14 protein-coding genes are annotated in these 16,406 nt (G+C 71.4%); all 14 read left to right on the top strand.

What is annotated here, in order from left to right; genetic code table 11:
* Nucleotides 1-6 precede the first annotated feature (6 nt).
* The 14 genes from lysA to AB0K17_RS00390 all read left to right on the top strand — a co-directional run bounded on the left by lysA (nt 7) and on the right by AB0K17_RS00390 (nt 16,402).
* A complete protein-coding gene (gene lysA, locus AB0K17_RS00455; RefSeq protein WP_365965231.1) occupies nt 7-1,398 on the top strand; it encodes a diaminopimelate decarboxylase in 1,392 nt (463 codons plus the stop codon).
* A gap of 114 nt (nt 1,399-1,512) precedes the next feature.
* Nucleotides 1,513-2,805, top strand: a complete 1,293-nt coding sequence (locus tag AB0K17_RS00450; RefSeq protein ID WP_365965230.1) for a homoserine dehydrogenase — start codon at nt 1,513-1,515, stop codon at nt 2,803-2,805.
* A gap of 25 nt (nt 2,806-2,830) precedes the next feature.
* The gene (thrC, locus tag AB0K17_RS00445; RefSeq protein ID WP_365965229.1) at nt 2,831-3,925 is read left to right on the top strand and encodes a threonine synthase; all 1,095 of its coding nucleotides are present in this window, start codon (nt 2,831-2,833) and stop codon (nt 3,923-3,925) included.
* A 306-nt stretch (nt 3,926-4,231) separates the two neighbouring features.
* Nucleotides 4,232-5,146, top strand: coding sequence for a homoserine kinase (gene thrB, locus AB0K17_RS00440; RefSeq protein WP_365965228.1), 915 nt, complete (start codon nt 4,232-4,234; stop codon nt 5,144-5,146).
* Nucleotides 5,147-5,560: 414 nt separating this feature from the next.
* On the top strand, nt 5,561-7,579 hold the full coding sequence (gene rho, locus AB0K17_RS00435) for a transcription termination factor Rho (RefSeq protein ID WP_365965227.1): 2,019 nt from the start codon (nt 5,561-5,563) through the stop codon (nt 7,577-7,579).
* Between the two features lie 330 nt (nt 7,580-7,909).
* Nucleotides 7,910-9,028: an LCP family protein gene (locus AB0K17_RS00430; protein WP_365965226.1), complete on the top strand. Its 1,119-nt coding sequence runs from the start codon at nt 7,910-7,912 to the stop codon at nt 9,026-9,028.
* Nucleotides 9,029-9,171: 143 nt separating this feature from the next.
* Nucleotides 9,172-9,396 carry a 50S ribosomal protein L31 gene (gene rpmE / locus AB0K17_RS00425; RefSeq protein ID WP_344437319.1) on the top strand — a complete coding sequence of 75 codons (225 nt, stop codon included), beginning with the start codon at nt 9,172-9,174 and terminating at the stop codon, nt 9,394-9,396.
* 131 nt (nt 9,397-9,527) lie between these two features.
* Entirely contained in the window at nt 9,528-10,607 is a 1,080-nt protein-coding gene (gene prfA, locus AB0K17_RS00420; protein ID WP_365965224.1) for a peptide chain release factor 1, read from the top strand.
* A 37-nt stretch (nt 10,608-10,644) separates the two neighbouring features.
* The gene (gene prmC / locus AB0K17_RS00415; RefSeq protein ID WP_365965223.1) at nt 10,645-11,490 is read left to right on the top strand and encodes a peptide chain release factor N(5)-glutamine methyltransferase; all 846 of its coding nucleotides are present in this window, start codon (nt 10,645-10,647) and stop codon (nt 11,488-11,490) included.
* 69 nt (nt 11,491-11,559) lie between these two features.
* Nucleotides 11,560-12,207: an L-threonylcarbamoyladenylate synthase gene (locus AB0K17_RS00410; RefSeq protein WP_344437322.1), complete on the top strand. Its 648-nt coding sequence runs from the start codon at nt 11,560-11,562 to the stop codon at nt 12,205-12,207.
* Nucleotides 12,204-12,857, top strand: a complete 654-nt coding sequence (locus tag AB0K17_RS00405; protein WP_365965222.1) for a protein-tyrosine-phosphatase — start codon at nt 12,204-12,206, stop codon at nt 12,855-12,857. Before AB0K17_RS00410 ends, AB0K17_RS00405 begins: the two co-directional genes overlap by 4 nt.
* Nucleotides 12,858-12,958: 101 nt before the next feature.
* The gene (gene glyA / locus AB0K17_RS00400) at nt 12,959-14,269 is read left to right on the top strand and encodes a serine hydroxymethyltransferase (RefSeq protein ID WP_365965221.1); all 1,311 of its coding nucleotides are present in this window, start codon (nt 12,959-12,961) and stop codon (nt 14,267-14,269) included.
* Between the two features lie 112 nt (nt 14,270-14,381).
* Nucleotides 14,382-15,686 (top strand): MraY family glycosyltransferase, encoded by a 1,305-nt coding sequence (locus tag AB0K17_RS00395; RefSeq protein ID WP_365965220.1) that lies wholly within the window; start codon nt 14,382-14,384, stop codon nt 15,684-15,686.
* A 281-nt stretch (nt 15,687-15,967) separates the two neighbouring features.
* Complete coding sequence (locus tag AB0K17_RS00390) at nt 15,968-16,402, top strand: hypothetical protein (RefSeq protein WP_365965219.1); 435 nt, start codon at nt 15,968-15,970, stop codon at nt 16,400-16,402.
* Nucleotides 16,403-16,406: the final 4 nt, after the last annotated feature.

The raw sequence follows: 16,406 nt of genomic DNA, 5'->3' as shown, positions 1-16,406 counted from the left end.
CCACTCATGAGCCGTTCCGCACACCCCGCCGGGCCCCGCTACGCCGACGTCCTCCCCGAGGGCCACTACAGCCCGCCGCCCACCGACCTCAACGCGCTCGACGCCCGCGTGTGGTCCCGTACCGTCGCCCGGGACGCCGACGGCGTGATCACCGTGGCCGGGCTGCGGGTGACCGACCTGGCCGAGGAGTTCGGCACCCCCGCCTTCTTCCTCGACGAGGAGGACTTCCGCGCCCGCTGCCGCGCCTGGCGGGACGCCTTCGGCGACGATGCCGACGTCTTCTACGCCGGCAAGGCCTTTCTTTCGCGTGCCATCGTGCGGTGGCTGTACGAGGAAGGGCTGAACCTCGACGTCTGCTCCGGCGGCGAGCTCGTCACCGCCCTCGACGCCGGCATGCCCGCCGAGCGGATCGCCCTGCACGGCAACAACAAGTCCACCGAGGAGATCACCCGTGCCGTCGAGGCCGGCGTCGGGCGGATCGTCGTCGACTCCTTCCAGGAGCTGGCGCGTGTCGCGCACATCGCCGAGCGCGCGGGCAGGCGGCAGCGGGTGCAGATCCGGGTGACCGTCGGCGTGGAGGCGCACACCCACGAGTTCATCGCCACCGCCCACGAGGACCAGAAGTTCGGGCTGGCGCTGGCCGGCGGGCAGGCCGCGGAGGCCGTGCGGCGGGCGCTGAAGCTGGACGGGGTCGAGCTGGTGGGCATCCACTCCCACATCGGCTCGCAGATCTTCGACACCTCCGGCTTCGAGGTCGCCGCCCACCGCGTCGTCGGCCTGCTGAAGGAGATCCACGAGGAGCACGGCGTCCAGCTGCCCGAGATCGACCTCGGCGGCGGCCTCGGCATCGCCTACACCTCGGACGACGACCCGCGCGAGCCGCACGAGATCGCCACCGCCCTGCGCGCCATCGTCACCCGCGAGTGCGCGGCCGCAGGCCTGGCCGTGCCGCGGATCTCCGTGGAGCCGGGCCGCGCGGTCGTCGGCCCGACGGCCTTCACGCTGTACGAGGTCGGCACGGTCAAGGAGCTGCCGGGCCTGCGGACGTATGTGAGCGTCGACGGCGGCATGTCGGACAACATCCGTACGGCGCTGTACGACGCGGAGTACTCCGTGGCGCTGGCCTCCCGCACCTCCACCGCCGAACCGATGCTCACGCGCGTCGTCGGCAAGCACTGCGAGAGCGGCGACATCGTCGTCAAGGACGCCTTCCTGCCGGCCGACGTCGCGCCCGGCGACCTGCTGGCCGTGCCGGCCACCGGCGCCTACTGCCGCTCGATGGCCAGCAACTACAACCACGCACTGCGCCCGCCGGTCGTCGCCGTACGCGACGGCGCGGCGCGGGTGATCGTCCGGCGCGAGACGGAGGAGGATCTCCTCCGTCTGGACGTCGGCTGAACCACATGGGCACACCCATGTGAACAAACGTCTCGGATACTGGACCGGAGCGGGAATCTCCCTTCCAGTGGGTGAGACTGGTAACCGCCTATTTGTATGAAGAAACGAGGTCGCATGATGCGTACGCGTCCGCTCAAAGTGGCGCTGCTGGGCTGTGGAGTGGTCGGCTCCGAGGTGACGCGCATCATGACGACGCACGCCGACGACCTCGCGCAGCGCGTCGGCGCCCCCGTGGAGCTCGCCGGCATCGCCGTCCGCCGCCCCGACCGGGTACGCGCGGGGGTGCCCGCCGAGCTCATCACCACCGATGCCACCGCCCTGGTCAAACGGGGCGACATCGACGTCGTGGTCGAGGTCATCGGCGGCATCGAGCCCGCCCGCACCCTGATCACCACCGCCTTCCAGCACGGCGCGAGCGTCGTCTCCGCCAACAAGGCGCTGCTGGCCCAGGACGGCGCGGCCCTGCACGCCGCCGCCGAGCAGCAGGGCGTCGACCTGTACTACGAGGCCGCCGTGGCCGGCGCCATCCCGCTGATCCGGCCGCTGCGCGAGTCCATGGCCGGTGACAAGGTCAACCGCGTCCTCGGCATCGTCAACGGCACCACCAACTTCATCCTCGACCGGATGGACACCAGCGGAGCCGGCTACTCCGAGGCGCTCGACGAGGCCACCGCCCTCGGCTACGCCGAGGCCGACCCGACCGCCGACGTCGAGGGCTACGACGCGGCCGCCAAGGCGGCCATCCTGGCCGGCATCGCCTTCCACACCCGCGTCCGCCTCGACGACGTCTATCGCGAGGGAATGACCGAGGTCACCGCGGCGGACTTCGCATCCGCGAAGAAGATGGGTTGCACCATCAAGCTGCTGGCCATCTGCGAGCGCGCCGCCGACGGGCAGTCGGTCACCGCCCGGGTGCACCCGGCGATGATCCCGCTCAGCCACCCGCTGGCCTCCGTGCGCGAGGCGTACAACGCGGTGTTCGTCGAGGCCGAGGCGGCGGGACAGCTGATGTTCTACGGCCCCGGCGCGGGCGGCGCGCCCACGGCCTCCGCGGTCCTCGGCGACCTCGTCGCCGTCTGCCGCAACCGGCTCGCCGAGGCCACCGGCCCCGGCGAATCCGCCTACACCCGGCTCCCGGTGAGCCCGATGGGCGACGTCGTCACCCGCTACCACATCAGCCTCGACGTGGCCGACCGGCCCGGCGTCCTGGCGCAGGTCGCCACGGTCTTCGCCGAGCACGGCGTGTCCATCGACACCGTCCGCCAGCAGGGCAAGGACGGCGAGGCGTCCCTCGTCGTGGTCACCCACCGGGCCACGGACGCGGCTCTGTCGGCCACGGTGGAGGCCCTGCGCCGGCTGGACACCGTCCGCGGGGTGGCCAGCACCATGCGGGTCGAGGGCGAGTAAGGACCTGAAGGGGATTACGAAAGCAATGTCTGCCAACAACGGCCGCTCCGGCGGCGCCCCCGCCACCCGCCAGTGGCGCGGGATCATCGAGGAATACCGCGACCGGCTCCCGGTCACCGCCGACACGCCGGTGGTCACCCTGCGCGAGGGCGGTACGCCGCTGGTTCCGGCCCAGGTCCTCTCCGAGCGCACCGGCTGCGAGGTCCACCTCAAGGTCGAGGGCGCCAACCCCACCGGGTCCTTCAAGGACCGCGGCATGACCATGGCCATCACCCGGGCGAAGGAAGAGGGAGCGCGCGCCGTCATCTGCGCCTCCACGGGCAACACCTCCGCCTCGGCGGCGGCCTATGCGGTACGGGCCGGCATGGTCTGCGCCGTCCTGGTGCCGCAGGGCAAGATCGCGCTCGGCAAGATGGGCCAGGCCCTCGTCCACGGCGCGCGCATCCTGCAGGTCGACGGCAACTTCGACGACTGCCTGACGCTGGCCCGCGAGCTGTCCGACAACTACCCCGTCGCGCTGGTCAATTCGGTCAATCCGGTCCGGATCGAGGGCCAGAAGACGGCCGCCTTCGAAATCGTCGACGCGCTCGGCGACGCGCCCGACATCCACGTGCTGCCGGTCGGCAACGCGGGCAACATCACCGCCTACTGGAAGGGCTACCGCGAGTACGCGGCGGACGGCATCGCGGCCCGTACCCCGCGGATGTGGGGCTACCAGGCGGCCGGTTCGGCGCCGATCGTGCGCGGCGAGCCGGTGAAGGAGCCGCACACCATCGCCACCGCCATCCGCATCGGCAACCCCGCGTCGTGGCGCTTCGCCGAGCAGGCGCGGGACGAGTCGGGCGGCCTCATCGACGAGGTGACGGACCGGCAGATCCTGGCCGCATACCGGCTGTTGGCCGCGCAGGAGGGCGTCTTCGTGGAGCCCGCCTCCGCTGCGAGCGTGGCGGGGCTGCTCAAGGCCGCGGAGCTCGGCCTTGTCGACCCCGGTCAGCGGATCGTGTGCACGGTCACGGGCAACGGGCTCAAGGACCCCGACTGGGCCGTTGCGGGGGCGCCGCAGCCGGTCACCATTCCGGTGTCCGCGGGGGCCGCTGCGGAGCGGCTCGGGCTGGTCTAGTCGCCCGGGTGCGGGCCGTCGCCGGGTTGTGCCCACCCGTTCCGCCCTGCGGAACGCCTGCCCACAACCCGGCGGCGGGGCGCCTGGCCGCAAGCCGGTGCAACCTGGGCAGATGCACAGGTAGCGGTGCGACACGCATCGTGCGCCTCCTGTGCGCCCTATGTCGTCACTGAACCTTCCTTCGATAGGCTGTGCTCACACCGCCCCGTCGCTGACCGTGCCGTCCCCACGCGGTATTGCCGTCGCGACCACTTGCGGATGTCGCAACGCACCAATTACGGCCACACCAAGGAGAGTCATCGAGCGATGGCCGGTCCCGCCTTCCGCGCCGCCGCCGTCCGAGTGCGCACCCCCGCCACCAGCGCGAACCTCGGTCCCGGCTTCGACGCCCTCGGCCTGTCCCTGGGTCTGTACGACGATGTCGTGGTCCGGGTGGCGGAATCGGGGCTGCACATCGACATCGCCGGCGAGGGTGCCGACACCCTCCCACGCGACGAGGGGCACCTCCTCGTACGGTCCCTGCGCACCACCTTCGACCTGCTCGGCGGCCAGCCGCGCGGGCTGGAGATCGTCTGCGCCAACCGCATCCCGCACGGGCGGGGCATGGGTTCCTCCGCCGCGGCCATCTGCGCGGGCATCGTCGCCGCCCGCGCGGTGACGATAGGCGGGGCCGACAGGCTCGACGACACGGCGATGCTCGAGCTGGCCACGGAGCTGGAGGGGCACCCCGACAATGTCGCCGCATGCCTGTTCGGTGGCTTCACGGTCGCCTGGACGGAGGGCGGAGGGGCCCGTGCCGTGCGGATGGACCCGGCGGATTCCATCGTTCCGGTGGTCTTCGTCCCGTCGAGAGCCGTGCTCACCGAGACGGCCCGGGGGCTGCTGCCGCGCAGCGTCCCCCATGTGGACGCGGCCGCCAACGCGGGCCGCGCGGCACTGCTCGTCGAGGCCCTGACCAGGCGTCCCGAGCTGCTGCTGCCGGCCACGGAGGACCGGCTGCACCAGGAGTACCGCGCCCCGGCGATGCCGGAGAGCGTGGCCCTGGTCAACCGACTGCGGGGGGACGGCGTCCCCGCGGTCATCTCCGGCGCGGGCCCCACGGTGCTCGCGCTGGTCGAGGACGCTGCGGCCGACAAGGTCGCACGGCTGGCGGGCGAGGGATGGGCGGCCAACCGGCTGACCCTCGACGCCGGGGGGACGAGCGTGCTGCCGCTCGCCTGACCAGTGGCGCCCGGGGGGACCGGGTCCACGAAAAACGCGGTTGCCGGTCTTTGAGAGGGGGAATGTTTGTGGGATCCGGTAGTGTTAACCTCAAGTCTGCACCCGAAGCCACTACGGCTTGGTGCTGTGTGTCCCGATCAGGGACCGCTTTTCTTCCGGGAGCCTCCCCAACTGCCTGAGCAGCCTGCCTGAGCAGTTTCGAGCACGCTCCGGAATCGGCGTGGGCGACATGAGTGAAGCGTTATGTCGTGCCCTTCCCTCATTCTTCACGCCGGCACCAATGAATTGATTCTTCCGCCGTAACACCGGCGGACCACCGCCCCGGCCGGTCCGCACATCAGGACCGCAGCCGGACAGCACAACCGGTCGCCGAGCCAAGACAGGCCGACGCCCGCTCCAGGGAAGGACCCCTTCGTGAGCGACACCACCGATCTGATGGGCGTGAACGCCGCAGGCACTTCTGACAGTGCTGTCGGCAATGCCTCCGCGCCCGCCACGGACGCTCCCGCCGCGCCTGCCACCGGTGCTGCCACCGCCCCCAAGCGGCGCCGCTCGGGCACGGGCCTCGACGCCATGGTTCTGGCCGAGCTCCAGCAGCTCGCCTCCAGCCTCGGCATCAGGGGCACCGCGCGGATGCGCAAAGGCCAGCTGATCGAGGTCATCAAGGAGAAGCAGGCCGGCGCCTCCGCCGCGCCCGCCAAGTCGGAGGCCGCCGAGGCCGCCGAGACCAAGCCCAAGCGCCGTACGACCTCCCGTGCCCGTACGGGTGAGGCCGCGGCCGAGAAGCCCGCCGAGAAGGCTGCCCAGCAGCAGATCGAGATCCCGGGCCAGCCGGGCGGCGACGAGGCCCCGGCCGGCGAGCGCCGCCGCCGGCGCGCCACCGCGCCCGCCGGCAGCCCCGACGGCGCCACCGCCGCCGCGGAGGCCCCCCGCACCGAGGCCCGTACGGAGGTGCGCACCGAGGAGCGTGCCGAGGGCAAGGCCGAGGCCGCCGTCGAGACCGCCGAGGGCAAGGGCGCCAAGGGCGAGCGCCAGGACCGCGGCGAGCGCGGCCAGAAGGGCGACCGCCGGGAGCGTCAGCGCGACCGCCGCGGCCGTGACGGCGACGCCGGTCAGCAGCAGGGCGGCGGTGCCCGCCAGCAGCAGCGCGACGGCGGCCGTCAGGGCGGCCCCGCGCAGGACGAGGACGACTTCGAGGGCGGCCGTCGTGGCCGTCGCGGCCGCTACCGCGACCGCCGTGGCCGTCGTGGCCGCGACGACTTCGCGGGCGAGCCGCAGCTGGCCGAGGACGACGTCCTGATCCCCGTCGCGGGCATCCTCGACATCCTTGACAACTACGCCTTCATCCGTACCTCCGGCTACCTGCCGGGTCCGAACGACGTCTACGTCTCCCTCGCCCAGGTCCGCAAGAACGGCCTGCGCAAGGGCGACCACGTCACCGGTGCGGTGCGCCAGCCCAAGGACGGCGAGCGGCGCGAGAAGTTCAACGCGCTGGTCCGCCTGGACTCGGTCAACGGCATGGCGCCGGAGACCGGTCGCGGCCGCCCGGAGTTCGGCAAGCTCACCCCGCTCTACCCGCAGGAGCGCCTGCGCCTGGAGACGGACCCGGGCGTGCTGACGACGCGCATCATCGACCTGGTCGCGCCCATCGGCAAGGGGCAGCGTGGTCTGATCGTGGCCCCGCCGAAGACCGGCAAGACCATGATCATGCAGGCGATCGCCAACGCGATCACCACCAACAACCCCGAGTGCCACCTGATGGTCGTCCTGGTCGACGAGCGTCCGGAAGAGGTCACCGACATGCAGCGGTCGGTCAAGGGCGAGGTCATCTCCTCGACCTTCGACCGCCCGGCCGAGGACCACACCACGGTCGCCGAGCTGGCCATCGAGCGCGCCAAGCGCCTGGTGGAGCTGGGCCACGACGTGGTCGTCCTGCTGGACTCGATCACCCGTCTGGGTCGCGCCTACAACCTGGCCGCCCCGGCCTCGGGCCGCATCCTGTCCGGTGGTGTCGACTCCACCGCCCTCTACCCGCCGAAGAAGTTCTTCGGTGCGGCGCGCAACATCGAGGACGGCGGCTCGCTGACCATCCTGGCCACCGCGCTGGTCGAGACCGGCTCGCGCATGGACGAGGTGATCTTCGAGGAGTTCAAGGGCACCGGCAACATGGAGCTCAAGCTCGACCGGAAGCTCGCCGACAAGCGCATCTTCCCGGCCGTGGACGTGGACCCCTCCGGCACCCGCAAGGAGGAGATCCTCCTCGGCGGCGAGGAGCTGGCCATCGTCTGGAAGCTCCGCCGGGTGCTGCACGCCCTGGACTCGCAGCAGGCCATCGAGCTGCTCCTCGACAAGATGAAGCAGACGAAGTCCAACGCCGAGTTCCTGATGCAGATCGCCAAGAACACGCCCAACCCGGGCAACGGCAACGACTGACGCCTCGCGCGGCAGTAACCGGAACCTCCTCGTCACTGCTGACGGGGAGGTTCCGTCGTTCCGGCGGCCGATGGCGCGCATCTGCGCGGCGCCGTGATCTTCCTGTGACATTTTGAGACATCCGCCACAGGCGCGAAAGCGTCACCACACCCCGAAACACCTCGGCCACATGGCCTAAACCGCAGGTAGGAGCCGTGGAGCAGGCAAAACGGGCTGTGGCCGGGCCGATCTTTTCTTAGCTTCTCCTCAGACACCGCTGTGCAACCCTGGCGCATACTTCCCCGTCAACCAGCAGGGGGCAGCCGAAGACCAGCGGAGGACTGAGAGCGCATGGCCGACGAGACCACGGGTAGGCGGGCCGGATCGCATCGCCGGCACGCCGGCGGGAAGCGCGGCCGTCGTCGTAAGCCTCCCGTGCGCCGCAAGGGCAGGCGAATAGCCCTCTGGAGTGCCGGCGCGCTGGTCCTGCTGGGCGGTACGGGTGCGGGGCTGCTGTACATGAAGCTCAACGGCAACCTCAGCAGCGTCGACATCAACGCCGCTCTGGGCAAGAACCGGCCGGACAACGTCGACAACGGCTCGATGGACATCCTCGTCCTCGGCTCCGACTCCCGCGCCGGCGCCAACGGCAAGTACGGCCGCGACGAGGGCAGCTCCCGCTCCGACACCGCGATGATCGTCCACGTCTACGCGGGTCACAAGCAGGCCAGCGTGGTCTCCATCCCGCGCGACACGATCATCTCCCGCCCCGCGTGCACCACCCAGAGCGGCAAGACGGTTCCCGCGGTCAAGCGGGAGCAGTTCAACGAGGCGTACTCCGTCGGCGGCGCGGTCTGCGCGGTCAAGACCGTCGAGGCCATGACCAACATCCGCATGGACCACTACCTGGAGGTCGACTTCGCCGGCTTCCAGAACCTGATCGACAAGCTGGGCGGCGTCGAGGTCACCACGACCAAGCCCATCAACGACCGGTGGAGCCACCTGAAGCTGGACGCGGGCACCCACACCCTCACCGGCGAGCAGGCCCTGGGCCTGGTGCGCACCCGGCACGGCGTGGGCGACGGCAGCGACCTGGGCCGCATCAAGCTGCAGCAGGCCTTCATCAAGGCGCTGATCAACCAGGTCAAGCACGTGGGCCTGTTCACCAACCCCACCAAGCTCTACGGGATCGCCGACACCGCCACCAAGGCACTGACCACCGACAAGGACCTCGCCTCGGTGGACAAGCTCTACGGCTTCGCCAACGGTCTGAAGGGCATCGGCCCCGACCAGATGCGCATGGTGACGCTGCCGGTCGGCCCCGACCCCCGCGACCAGGACCGCGTCGTGCCGCTGGAGGAGCCCACCGCCCAGCTGTGGCAGGCGCTCAGGGCCGACCAGCCGGTCCCCGACACCGTGCTGAAGGCCGGCGACGGGGCGAAGACGCAGGCCGACGGCGTGGTGAAGTAGCCCGGCAGGGGCCCGGGAATACCGGGCCGCCGACCCCCGTTTTGGGGGATGCGGCCAGTACTGGCAGACTGGTACGTCGGCCCCGGTTCACGTACGGCAATCCCGCCCTGCGACCCGGTGCCCTCCCGAACCTAGGAGAACCCTTGAAGCGCGACATCCACCCGGAGTACGTGGAGACCCAGGTCAGCTGCACCTGTGGCGCCTCCTTCACCACCCGTAGCACGATCGCGGCCGGCACCATCCGTGCCGAGGTCTGCTCCGAGTGCCACCCGTTCTACACGGGCAAGCAGAAGATCCTCGACACCGGTGGCCGTGTGGCGCGGTTCGAGGCCCGCTTCGGCAAGAACGCCGGGTCCGCCAAGAAGTAGCGGCCCGCTGGCGCCGGTCCTGCTCCCGCTCCTCCGTGCGAGGGTCGGGGTGGACCGGCGCTTTGTCGTCGTCCGGCAGGCCCCCCTCCCGCACGCCCGCGGGCCCCTTACCTCCGCTTGAAGGAAACCTGATGTTCGAGGCTGTCGAGGACCTCATCGGCGAGCACGCCGACCTCGAGAAGCGGCTCGCCGACCCCGCCGTGCACGCGGACCAGGCCAATGCCCGCAAGCTCAACAAGCGCTACGCCGAGCTGACCCCGATCGTCGCCACCTACCGCTCCTGGAAGCAGGTCGGTGACGACATCGACACCGCGCGCGAGCTCGCCGCCGAGGACCCCGACTTCGCGGCCGAGGTGAAGGAGCTGGAGAAGCGGCGCGAGGAGCTCACCGAGAAGATGCGCCTGCTGCTGGTCCCGCGCGACCCCAGCGACGACAAGGACGTCATCCTGGAGATCAAGGCCGGCGCCGGTGGCGACGAGTCCGCGCTCTTCGCCGGCGACCTGCTGCGCATGTACCTGCGCTACGCCGAGCGCGTCGGCTGGAAGACCGAGATCATCGACGCCACCGAGTCCGAGCTGGGCGGCTACAAGGACGTCCAGGTCGCGGTGAAGACCAAGGGCGGCAACGGCGCCACCGAGCCCGGCCAGGGCGTGTGGGCCCGACTGAAGTACGAGGGCGGTGTGCACCGCGTCCAGCGCGTGCCCGCCACCGAGTCGCAGGGCCGCATCCACACCTCCGCCGCCGGCGTGCTCGTCACGCCCGAGGCCGAGGAGGTCGACGTCGAGATCAACATGAACGACCTGCGGATCGACGTCTACCGCTCGTCCGGCCCCGGCGGCCAGTCGGTCAACACCACCGACTCCGCGGTGCGCATCACCCACCTGCCCACCGGTGTGGTCGCCTCCTGCCAGAACGAGAAGAGCCAGCTCCAGAACAAGGAGCAGGCCATGCGCATCCTGCGCTCGCGGCTGCTGGCCGCGGCCCAGGAGAAGGCCGAGGCGGAGGCCGCGGACGCGCGCCGCAGCCAGGTCCGCACCGTCGACCGCTCGGAGAAGATCCGGACCTACAACTTCCCGGAGAACCGCATTTCCGACCACCGTGTCGGGTTCAAGGCGTACAACTTGGACCAGGTGCTCGACGGTGAGCTGGACGCGGTCATCCAGGCGTGCGTCGACGCCGACGCGGCGGCCAAGCTCGCCTCGGCCCAGTAGCCGTACGAGAAGCGACCCGGATCAGGAGGAAGGCCCAGTGAACCTGCTGCTCGCCGAGGTGGCGCAGGCCACCCAGCGGCTGGCCGACGCCGGCGTGCCCTCCCCGCGCTTCGACGCGGAGGAGCTCGCCGCCTTCGTGCACGGCGTCAAACGGGGTGAGCTGCACAACGTCGCCGACGCCGACTTCGACGCCCGCTACTGGGAGGCCGTCGCGCGCCGCGAGGCCCGCGAGCCGCTGCAGCACATCACCGGGCGCGCCTTCTTCCGGTACCTGGAGCTGCAGGTCGGCCCCGGCGTCTTCGTGCCCCGGCCGGAGACCGAGTCGGTCGTCGGCTGGGCCATAGACGCCGTGCGCGCCATGGACGTGGTCGAGCCCCTGATCGTCGACCTGTGCACCGGGTCGGGCGCCATCGCGCTCGCCCTCGCCCAGGAGGTGCCCCGCTCCCGGGTGCACGCCGTCGAGCTGGACGAGACCGCGCTCGGCTGGGCCCGCCGCAACACCGAGGGCTCCCGGGTGCACCTGCACCACGGCAACGCGCTGACCGCCCTGCCCGAGCTGGACGGCCAGGTCGACCTGGTGATCTCCAACCCGCCGTACATCCCGCTCACCGAGTGGGAGTACGTCGCCCCCGAGGCCCGCGACCACGACCCGGAGCTCGCGCTGTTCTCCGGCGAGGACGGCCTGGACACCATCCGCGGCCTGGAGCGCACCGCCCACCGGCTGCTGCGCCCCGGTGGCATCGTCGTCGTCGAGCACGCCGACACCCAGGGCGGCCAGGTGCCGTGGATCTTCGCCGAGGAGAGGGGCTGGGCCGACGCCGCCGACCACCCCGACCTCAACAACCGCCCGCGCTTCGCCACGGCCCGCAAGGCGACGCCGTGACGCCCTCCGGCGCACCCGGGCGAGAACACCCCCACCCTTCCGTCCCTTCCGTACGAGGAGGCCAGTGACATGGCACGGCGATACGACTGCAGCGACGCGACCGACCGCAGGACCGGTCTGCGCGAGGCGGCCGCCGCGGTCCGCCGCGGCGAGCTGGTCGTGCTGCCCACCGACACCGTCTACGGCATCGGTGCGGACGCCTTCAGCCGCGAGGCCGTCGGCGACCTCCTGCAGGCCAAGGGCCGGGGCCGAGGCATGCCCTCGCCCGTCCTCGTCGGCTCGCCCAACACCCTGCACGGGCTCGTCACCGACTTCTCCGAGCAGGCCTGGGAGCTCGTCGACGCCTTCTGGCCCGGCGCGCTCACCCTCGTCGCCAAGCACCAGCCGTCGCTGACCTGGGACCTGGGCGAGACCCGCGGCACGGTGGCCGTGCGCATGCCGCTGCACCCCGTCGCCATCGAGCTGCTGACCGAGTTCGGTCCCATGGCCGTCTCCAGCGCCAACCTCACCGGCCACCCCGCCCCGCAGACCTGCGACGCCGCGCAGGAGATGCTCGGCGACTCCGTCTCCGTCTACCTCGACGGCGGCGCCACCCCCGCCGACGTGCCGTCCTCCATCGTGGACGTCACCGGCAAGGTGCCCGTCCTGCTGCGCGCCGGCGCCGTCAGCGCCGAGCAGCTGCGCGAGGTGGTACCCGACCTCGAGGTGGCCAATTGATCGCCCCGCAGGGGCGTGGCATAGCGGAGCCGGAGACATCCGCCGACATCTTCCGCATCCTCCACGTCAGCACCGGCAACGTGTGCCGCTCGCCGATCACCGAGCGGCTGACCCGGCATGCCCTCACCCACCGCCTCGGCGACCCGTACGCCGGGGGGCTGGTGGTGGAGAGCGCCGGCACCTGGGGCCACGAGGGCGCCCCCATGGAGGCCCACGCCGCGACGGTCCTCGCCGACTTCGGCGCCGACCCGCACGGCTTCACCGGCCGGGAGCTGCTGGACGAGCACGTCATCCGCGCCGACCTGGTCCTGACCGCCACCCGCGACCACCGCGCCCAGGTCATCTCGATGGGCCACTCGGCGGGGCTGCGCACCTTCACGCTCAAGGAGTTCACCCGGCTGGTGCGGGCCATAGACCCCGCGACCCTGCCCGACCCGCGGCAGGCCGGCGGGGTGGTCGAGCGCGCCCGCGCCCTGGTGCAGGCCGCCGCCGCGCTGCGCGGCTGGCTGCTGGCGCCGAGCGCGGAGGCGGACGAGGTGCACGACCCCTACGGCGCCCCGATCACCTTCTTCCGCTCCATCGGCGACGAGATCAACCAGGCGCTGGACCCGGTCGTCACCGCGCTCACGGGGGTCTCCGGCCGGCCCTAGCCGCGACCTTCCGGGCATATGGCACTGTGCGGGCCTACATTGGGAAGGACAGGCCCTTCCGGGACCGCCCGCCCATCGCACCGCACAGCCGGGAGCCAGCGATGCCCGTGCCCACCACCCCCGCACCCGTCGGCAGCACCGGGCCCCTGGCCGCCGCGCAGGACCTGCCGCGCCCCTCCTGGGACGGCGGCTTCGCCGCACTGACCCGGCAGGACCCCGAGATCGCCGGACTGCTCCTGGCCGAGGCCGAGCGCCAGGCCACCGGGCTGCAGCTCATCGCCGCCGAGAACTTCACCTCGCCCGCCGTCCTGGCCGCCCTCGGCTCCCCGCTCACCAACAAGTACGCCGAGGGCTACCCCGGCGCCCGCCACCACGGTGGCTGCGAGCTCGTCGACATCGCCGAGAGCCTGGCCGTCGAGCGCGCCCGGCACCTGTTCGGCGCCGCCCACGCCAACGTCCAGCCGCACTCCGGCACCGCCGCCGTCCTCGCCGCCTACGCCGCGCTGCTGACCCCCGGCGACACGGTGTTGGCCATGGGTCTGCAGCAGGGCGGACACCTCACCCACGGCTCCCCGGTGAACTTCTCCGGCCGGTGGTACGACTTCGTCGGCTACGGCGTCGACGAGACCACCGGCCTGCTCGACTACGACCGGGTGCGCGACCTGGCCCGCACCCACCGGCCCCGGGCCATCGTCTGCGGCTCCACCTCCTACCCGCGCCACCCCGACTACGCGGCCTTCCGCCGGATCGCCGACGAGGTGGGAGCCCACCTGATCGTGGACGCCGCCCACCCCATGGGCCTGGTCGCCGGGGGAGCGGCGCCCAACCCCGTGCCGTACGCCGACGTGGTGTGCGCCACCACGCACAAGGTGCTGCGCGGACCGCGCGGCGGGCTGCTGCTGTGCGGCCCCGAGCTCGCCCAGCGCGTGGACCGCGCGCTGTTCCCCTTCACCCAGGGCGGCGCCCAGATGCACACGGTCGCCGCCAAGGCCGTCGCCCTGGCCGAGGCGGCGACCCCCGCCTTCGGCGCGTACGTCCACCAGGTCGTCGCCAACGCCCGCCGGCTCGCGGCCACCCTGGCCGCCGAGGGCGTCCCCGTGGTCACCGGAGGCACCGACACCCACCTGGTGGTCGCCGACGTCTCCACGCTCGCCCTGGACGCCGCCACGGCCCGCCGCAGGCTGACGGCGGCCGCCATGGTGCTGGACGTCTGCGGGCTGCCCCGCGGCAGCGCACGCGGCCTGCGCATGGGCACGGCGGCGGTCACCACGCAGGGGATGGGCGAGAGCGAGATGGAGCTCGTCGGCACGCTGCTGGCGGGCGTGCTGCGCGGCGAGGTGCTGGAGGCCGACGCCCGCGCCGAGGTGGCCGATCTGGCCGGAAGGTTCCCCCCGTATCGCTCCCAGATGTGATCATTTGGAACCCCGCCGGGGCGGTGGGCGTCTTGGTGGGCATTCACGGTTCCGGGGCGGACGCGAATATGGTGTGAGGCTGTGATGTCCAGCGCTATCCCTGGGGCAGCCCGTGCGTGAATACCTGCTGACGTTGTGCGTCACCGCGGCGGTCACCTACCTGCTGACGGGCCCGGTGCGGAAGTTCGCGATCGTGGCGGGCGCCATGCCCGAGATCCGCGCGCGCGACGTGCACCGGGAACCGACGCCGCGGCTCGGCGGTATCGCGATGTTCGGCGGGTTGTGCGCGGGACTGCTGGTCGCCGCGCACCTGTCCAACCTCAAGTCCGTCTTCGAGCTGTCCAACGAGCCCAGAGCCCTGTTGTCGGGCGCGGGGCTGATCTGGATCCTCGGCGTGCTCGACGACAAGTGGGGCGTGGACGCCCTGGTCAAGCTGGGCGGCCAGATGATCGCCGCCGGCGTGATGGTGCTGCAGGGTCTGACGATCCTGTTCATCCCCGTGCCCGGCGTCGGCACGGTCTCGCTGACCCCCATGCAGGGCACGCTGCTCACGGTCGCCCTCGTCGTGATCACCATCAACGCGGTGAACTTCGTCGACGGCCTGGACGGCCTGGCGGCCGGCATGGTGTGCATCGCCGCCGCCGCGTTCTTCATGTACGCCTACCGCATGTGGTACGGCCACGGGCTGGAGTCCGCCGCTCCCGGCACCCTGATCGCCGCCGTGCTGATGGGCATGTGCCTGGGCTTCCTGCCGCACAACATGCACCCCGCGCGCATCTTCATGGGCGACTCCGGCTCGATGCTCATCGGCCTGGTCATGGCCGCGGGAGCCATCTCCATCACCGGCCAGGTCGACCCCGACGCCCTCAAGCTGTGGGCGGGCTCCGAGCGGGCGGCCGTGCAGGCGATGGTCCCGGTCTACATCCCGCTGCTGCTGCCGCTGACCGTCATCGCGGTGCCGGTCGCCGACCTGCTGCTGGCCATCGTGCGCCGCACCTGGAAGGGCCAGTCGCCGTTCGCCGCGGACCGCGGCCACCTGCACCACCGGCTGCTGGAGATCGGTCACTCCCACAGCCGGGCCGTGTGGATCATGTACTTCTGGTCGGCGCTGATCGGCTTCGGCACGGTCGCCTACTCGGTGAACTCCGCCAGTGTCTGGATCCTGCTGGTCATCGTCGCGCTCAGCGCCGTGGGCCTGGTGCTGCTGCTGATGCCGCGCTTCACACCGCGCGCCCCGCTGTGGGCCCAGCGCTTCGTCCCGCCGCGCTACCGCCGCCGCGTGCCCGCGGCGCCGGCCACCGCCGCCGCACGCAGCGGCGAGGGCGAGGAGCGCGAGCCGGTGCCGGCCGGGCTGCACGGGGCCACCGCCGTCGGCGACCGCTCCCGCTTCGCACATGCGCGCGGCGGCAAGAACTGAAGGACGCCGCAAATGCAGAAGACGCGGAAACGGTGTCCTCTAGCAGACGAAAGACGGCTCCGTCAGCCCTGTGACCAGGGCATTGACCCCTGAGTGTGACATGCGGCACACGATGTAGGTAAAGACCTCATCAAATAGTTTGTGATACCGTTCACGAAACCCTTGGTAGAGCCGAAGGACCGTAGTGCGGCGGCCCTTCGCTGCGAGGTGCCACCTCATTCCCGGGGATACGCTCAGTCACGACGAATCGTTGCTTCCGACCTTCGCCGGAGAAACCCTTCATGCAGTCCAACGACGCCCGAACACTTCTGCAGTGCGCCGTTCCGACCGCCCTCACCGGTGTGGTGGCCGTCGTTGTCGGCTTCGTGGTCGCCGGCGCCAAGGGCGGGATCGGCGCGACCACGGGAGTCGCCCTCACCGGCGCGGTCATGGCCTCGGGCCTGGTCATCCTGCAGCGCACCGCCAAGCATCTGCCGCACCTTTTCCAGGCCATGGGGCTGCTGCTCTACATGACCCAGATGCTGCTGGTGGCCGTCTTTCTGATGGTGTTCAAGGACACCACGCTGTTCGACACCAAGGTTTTTGCCTTCACCCTGCTCGCCGCGACCCTCGTGTGGATCGCGGCGCAGGCGCGCGCGTACATGAAGGCCAAGATCCTTTATGTGGAGACGTCCCGCGAGACCGAGAAGACCACGCCCGCCGGTTCTCCGTCATGAGCGG

The sequence above is a fragment of the Streptomyces sp. NPDC049585 genome, assembly GCF_040675615.1.
Classification (GTDB): Bacteria; Actinomycetota; Actinomycetes; order Streptomycetales; family Streptomycetaceae; genus Streptomyces; species Streptomyces luteosporeus.
Note: the sequence above shows the minus strand (reverse complement) of the source record. Positions and strands in the feature narration are given on the sequence as shown.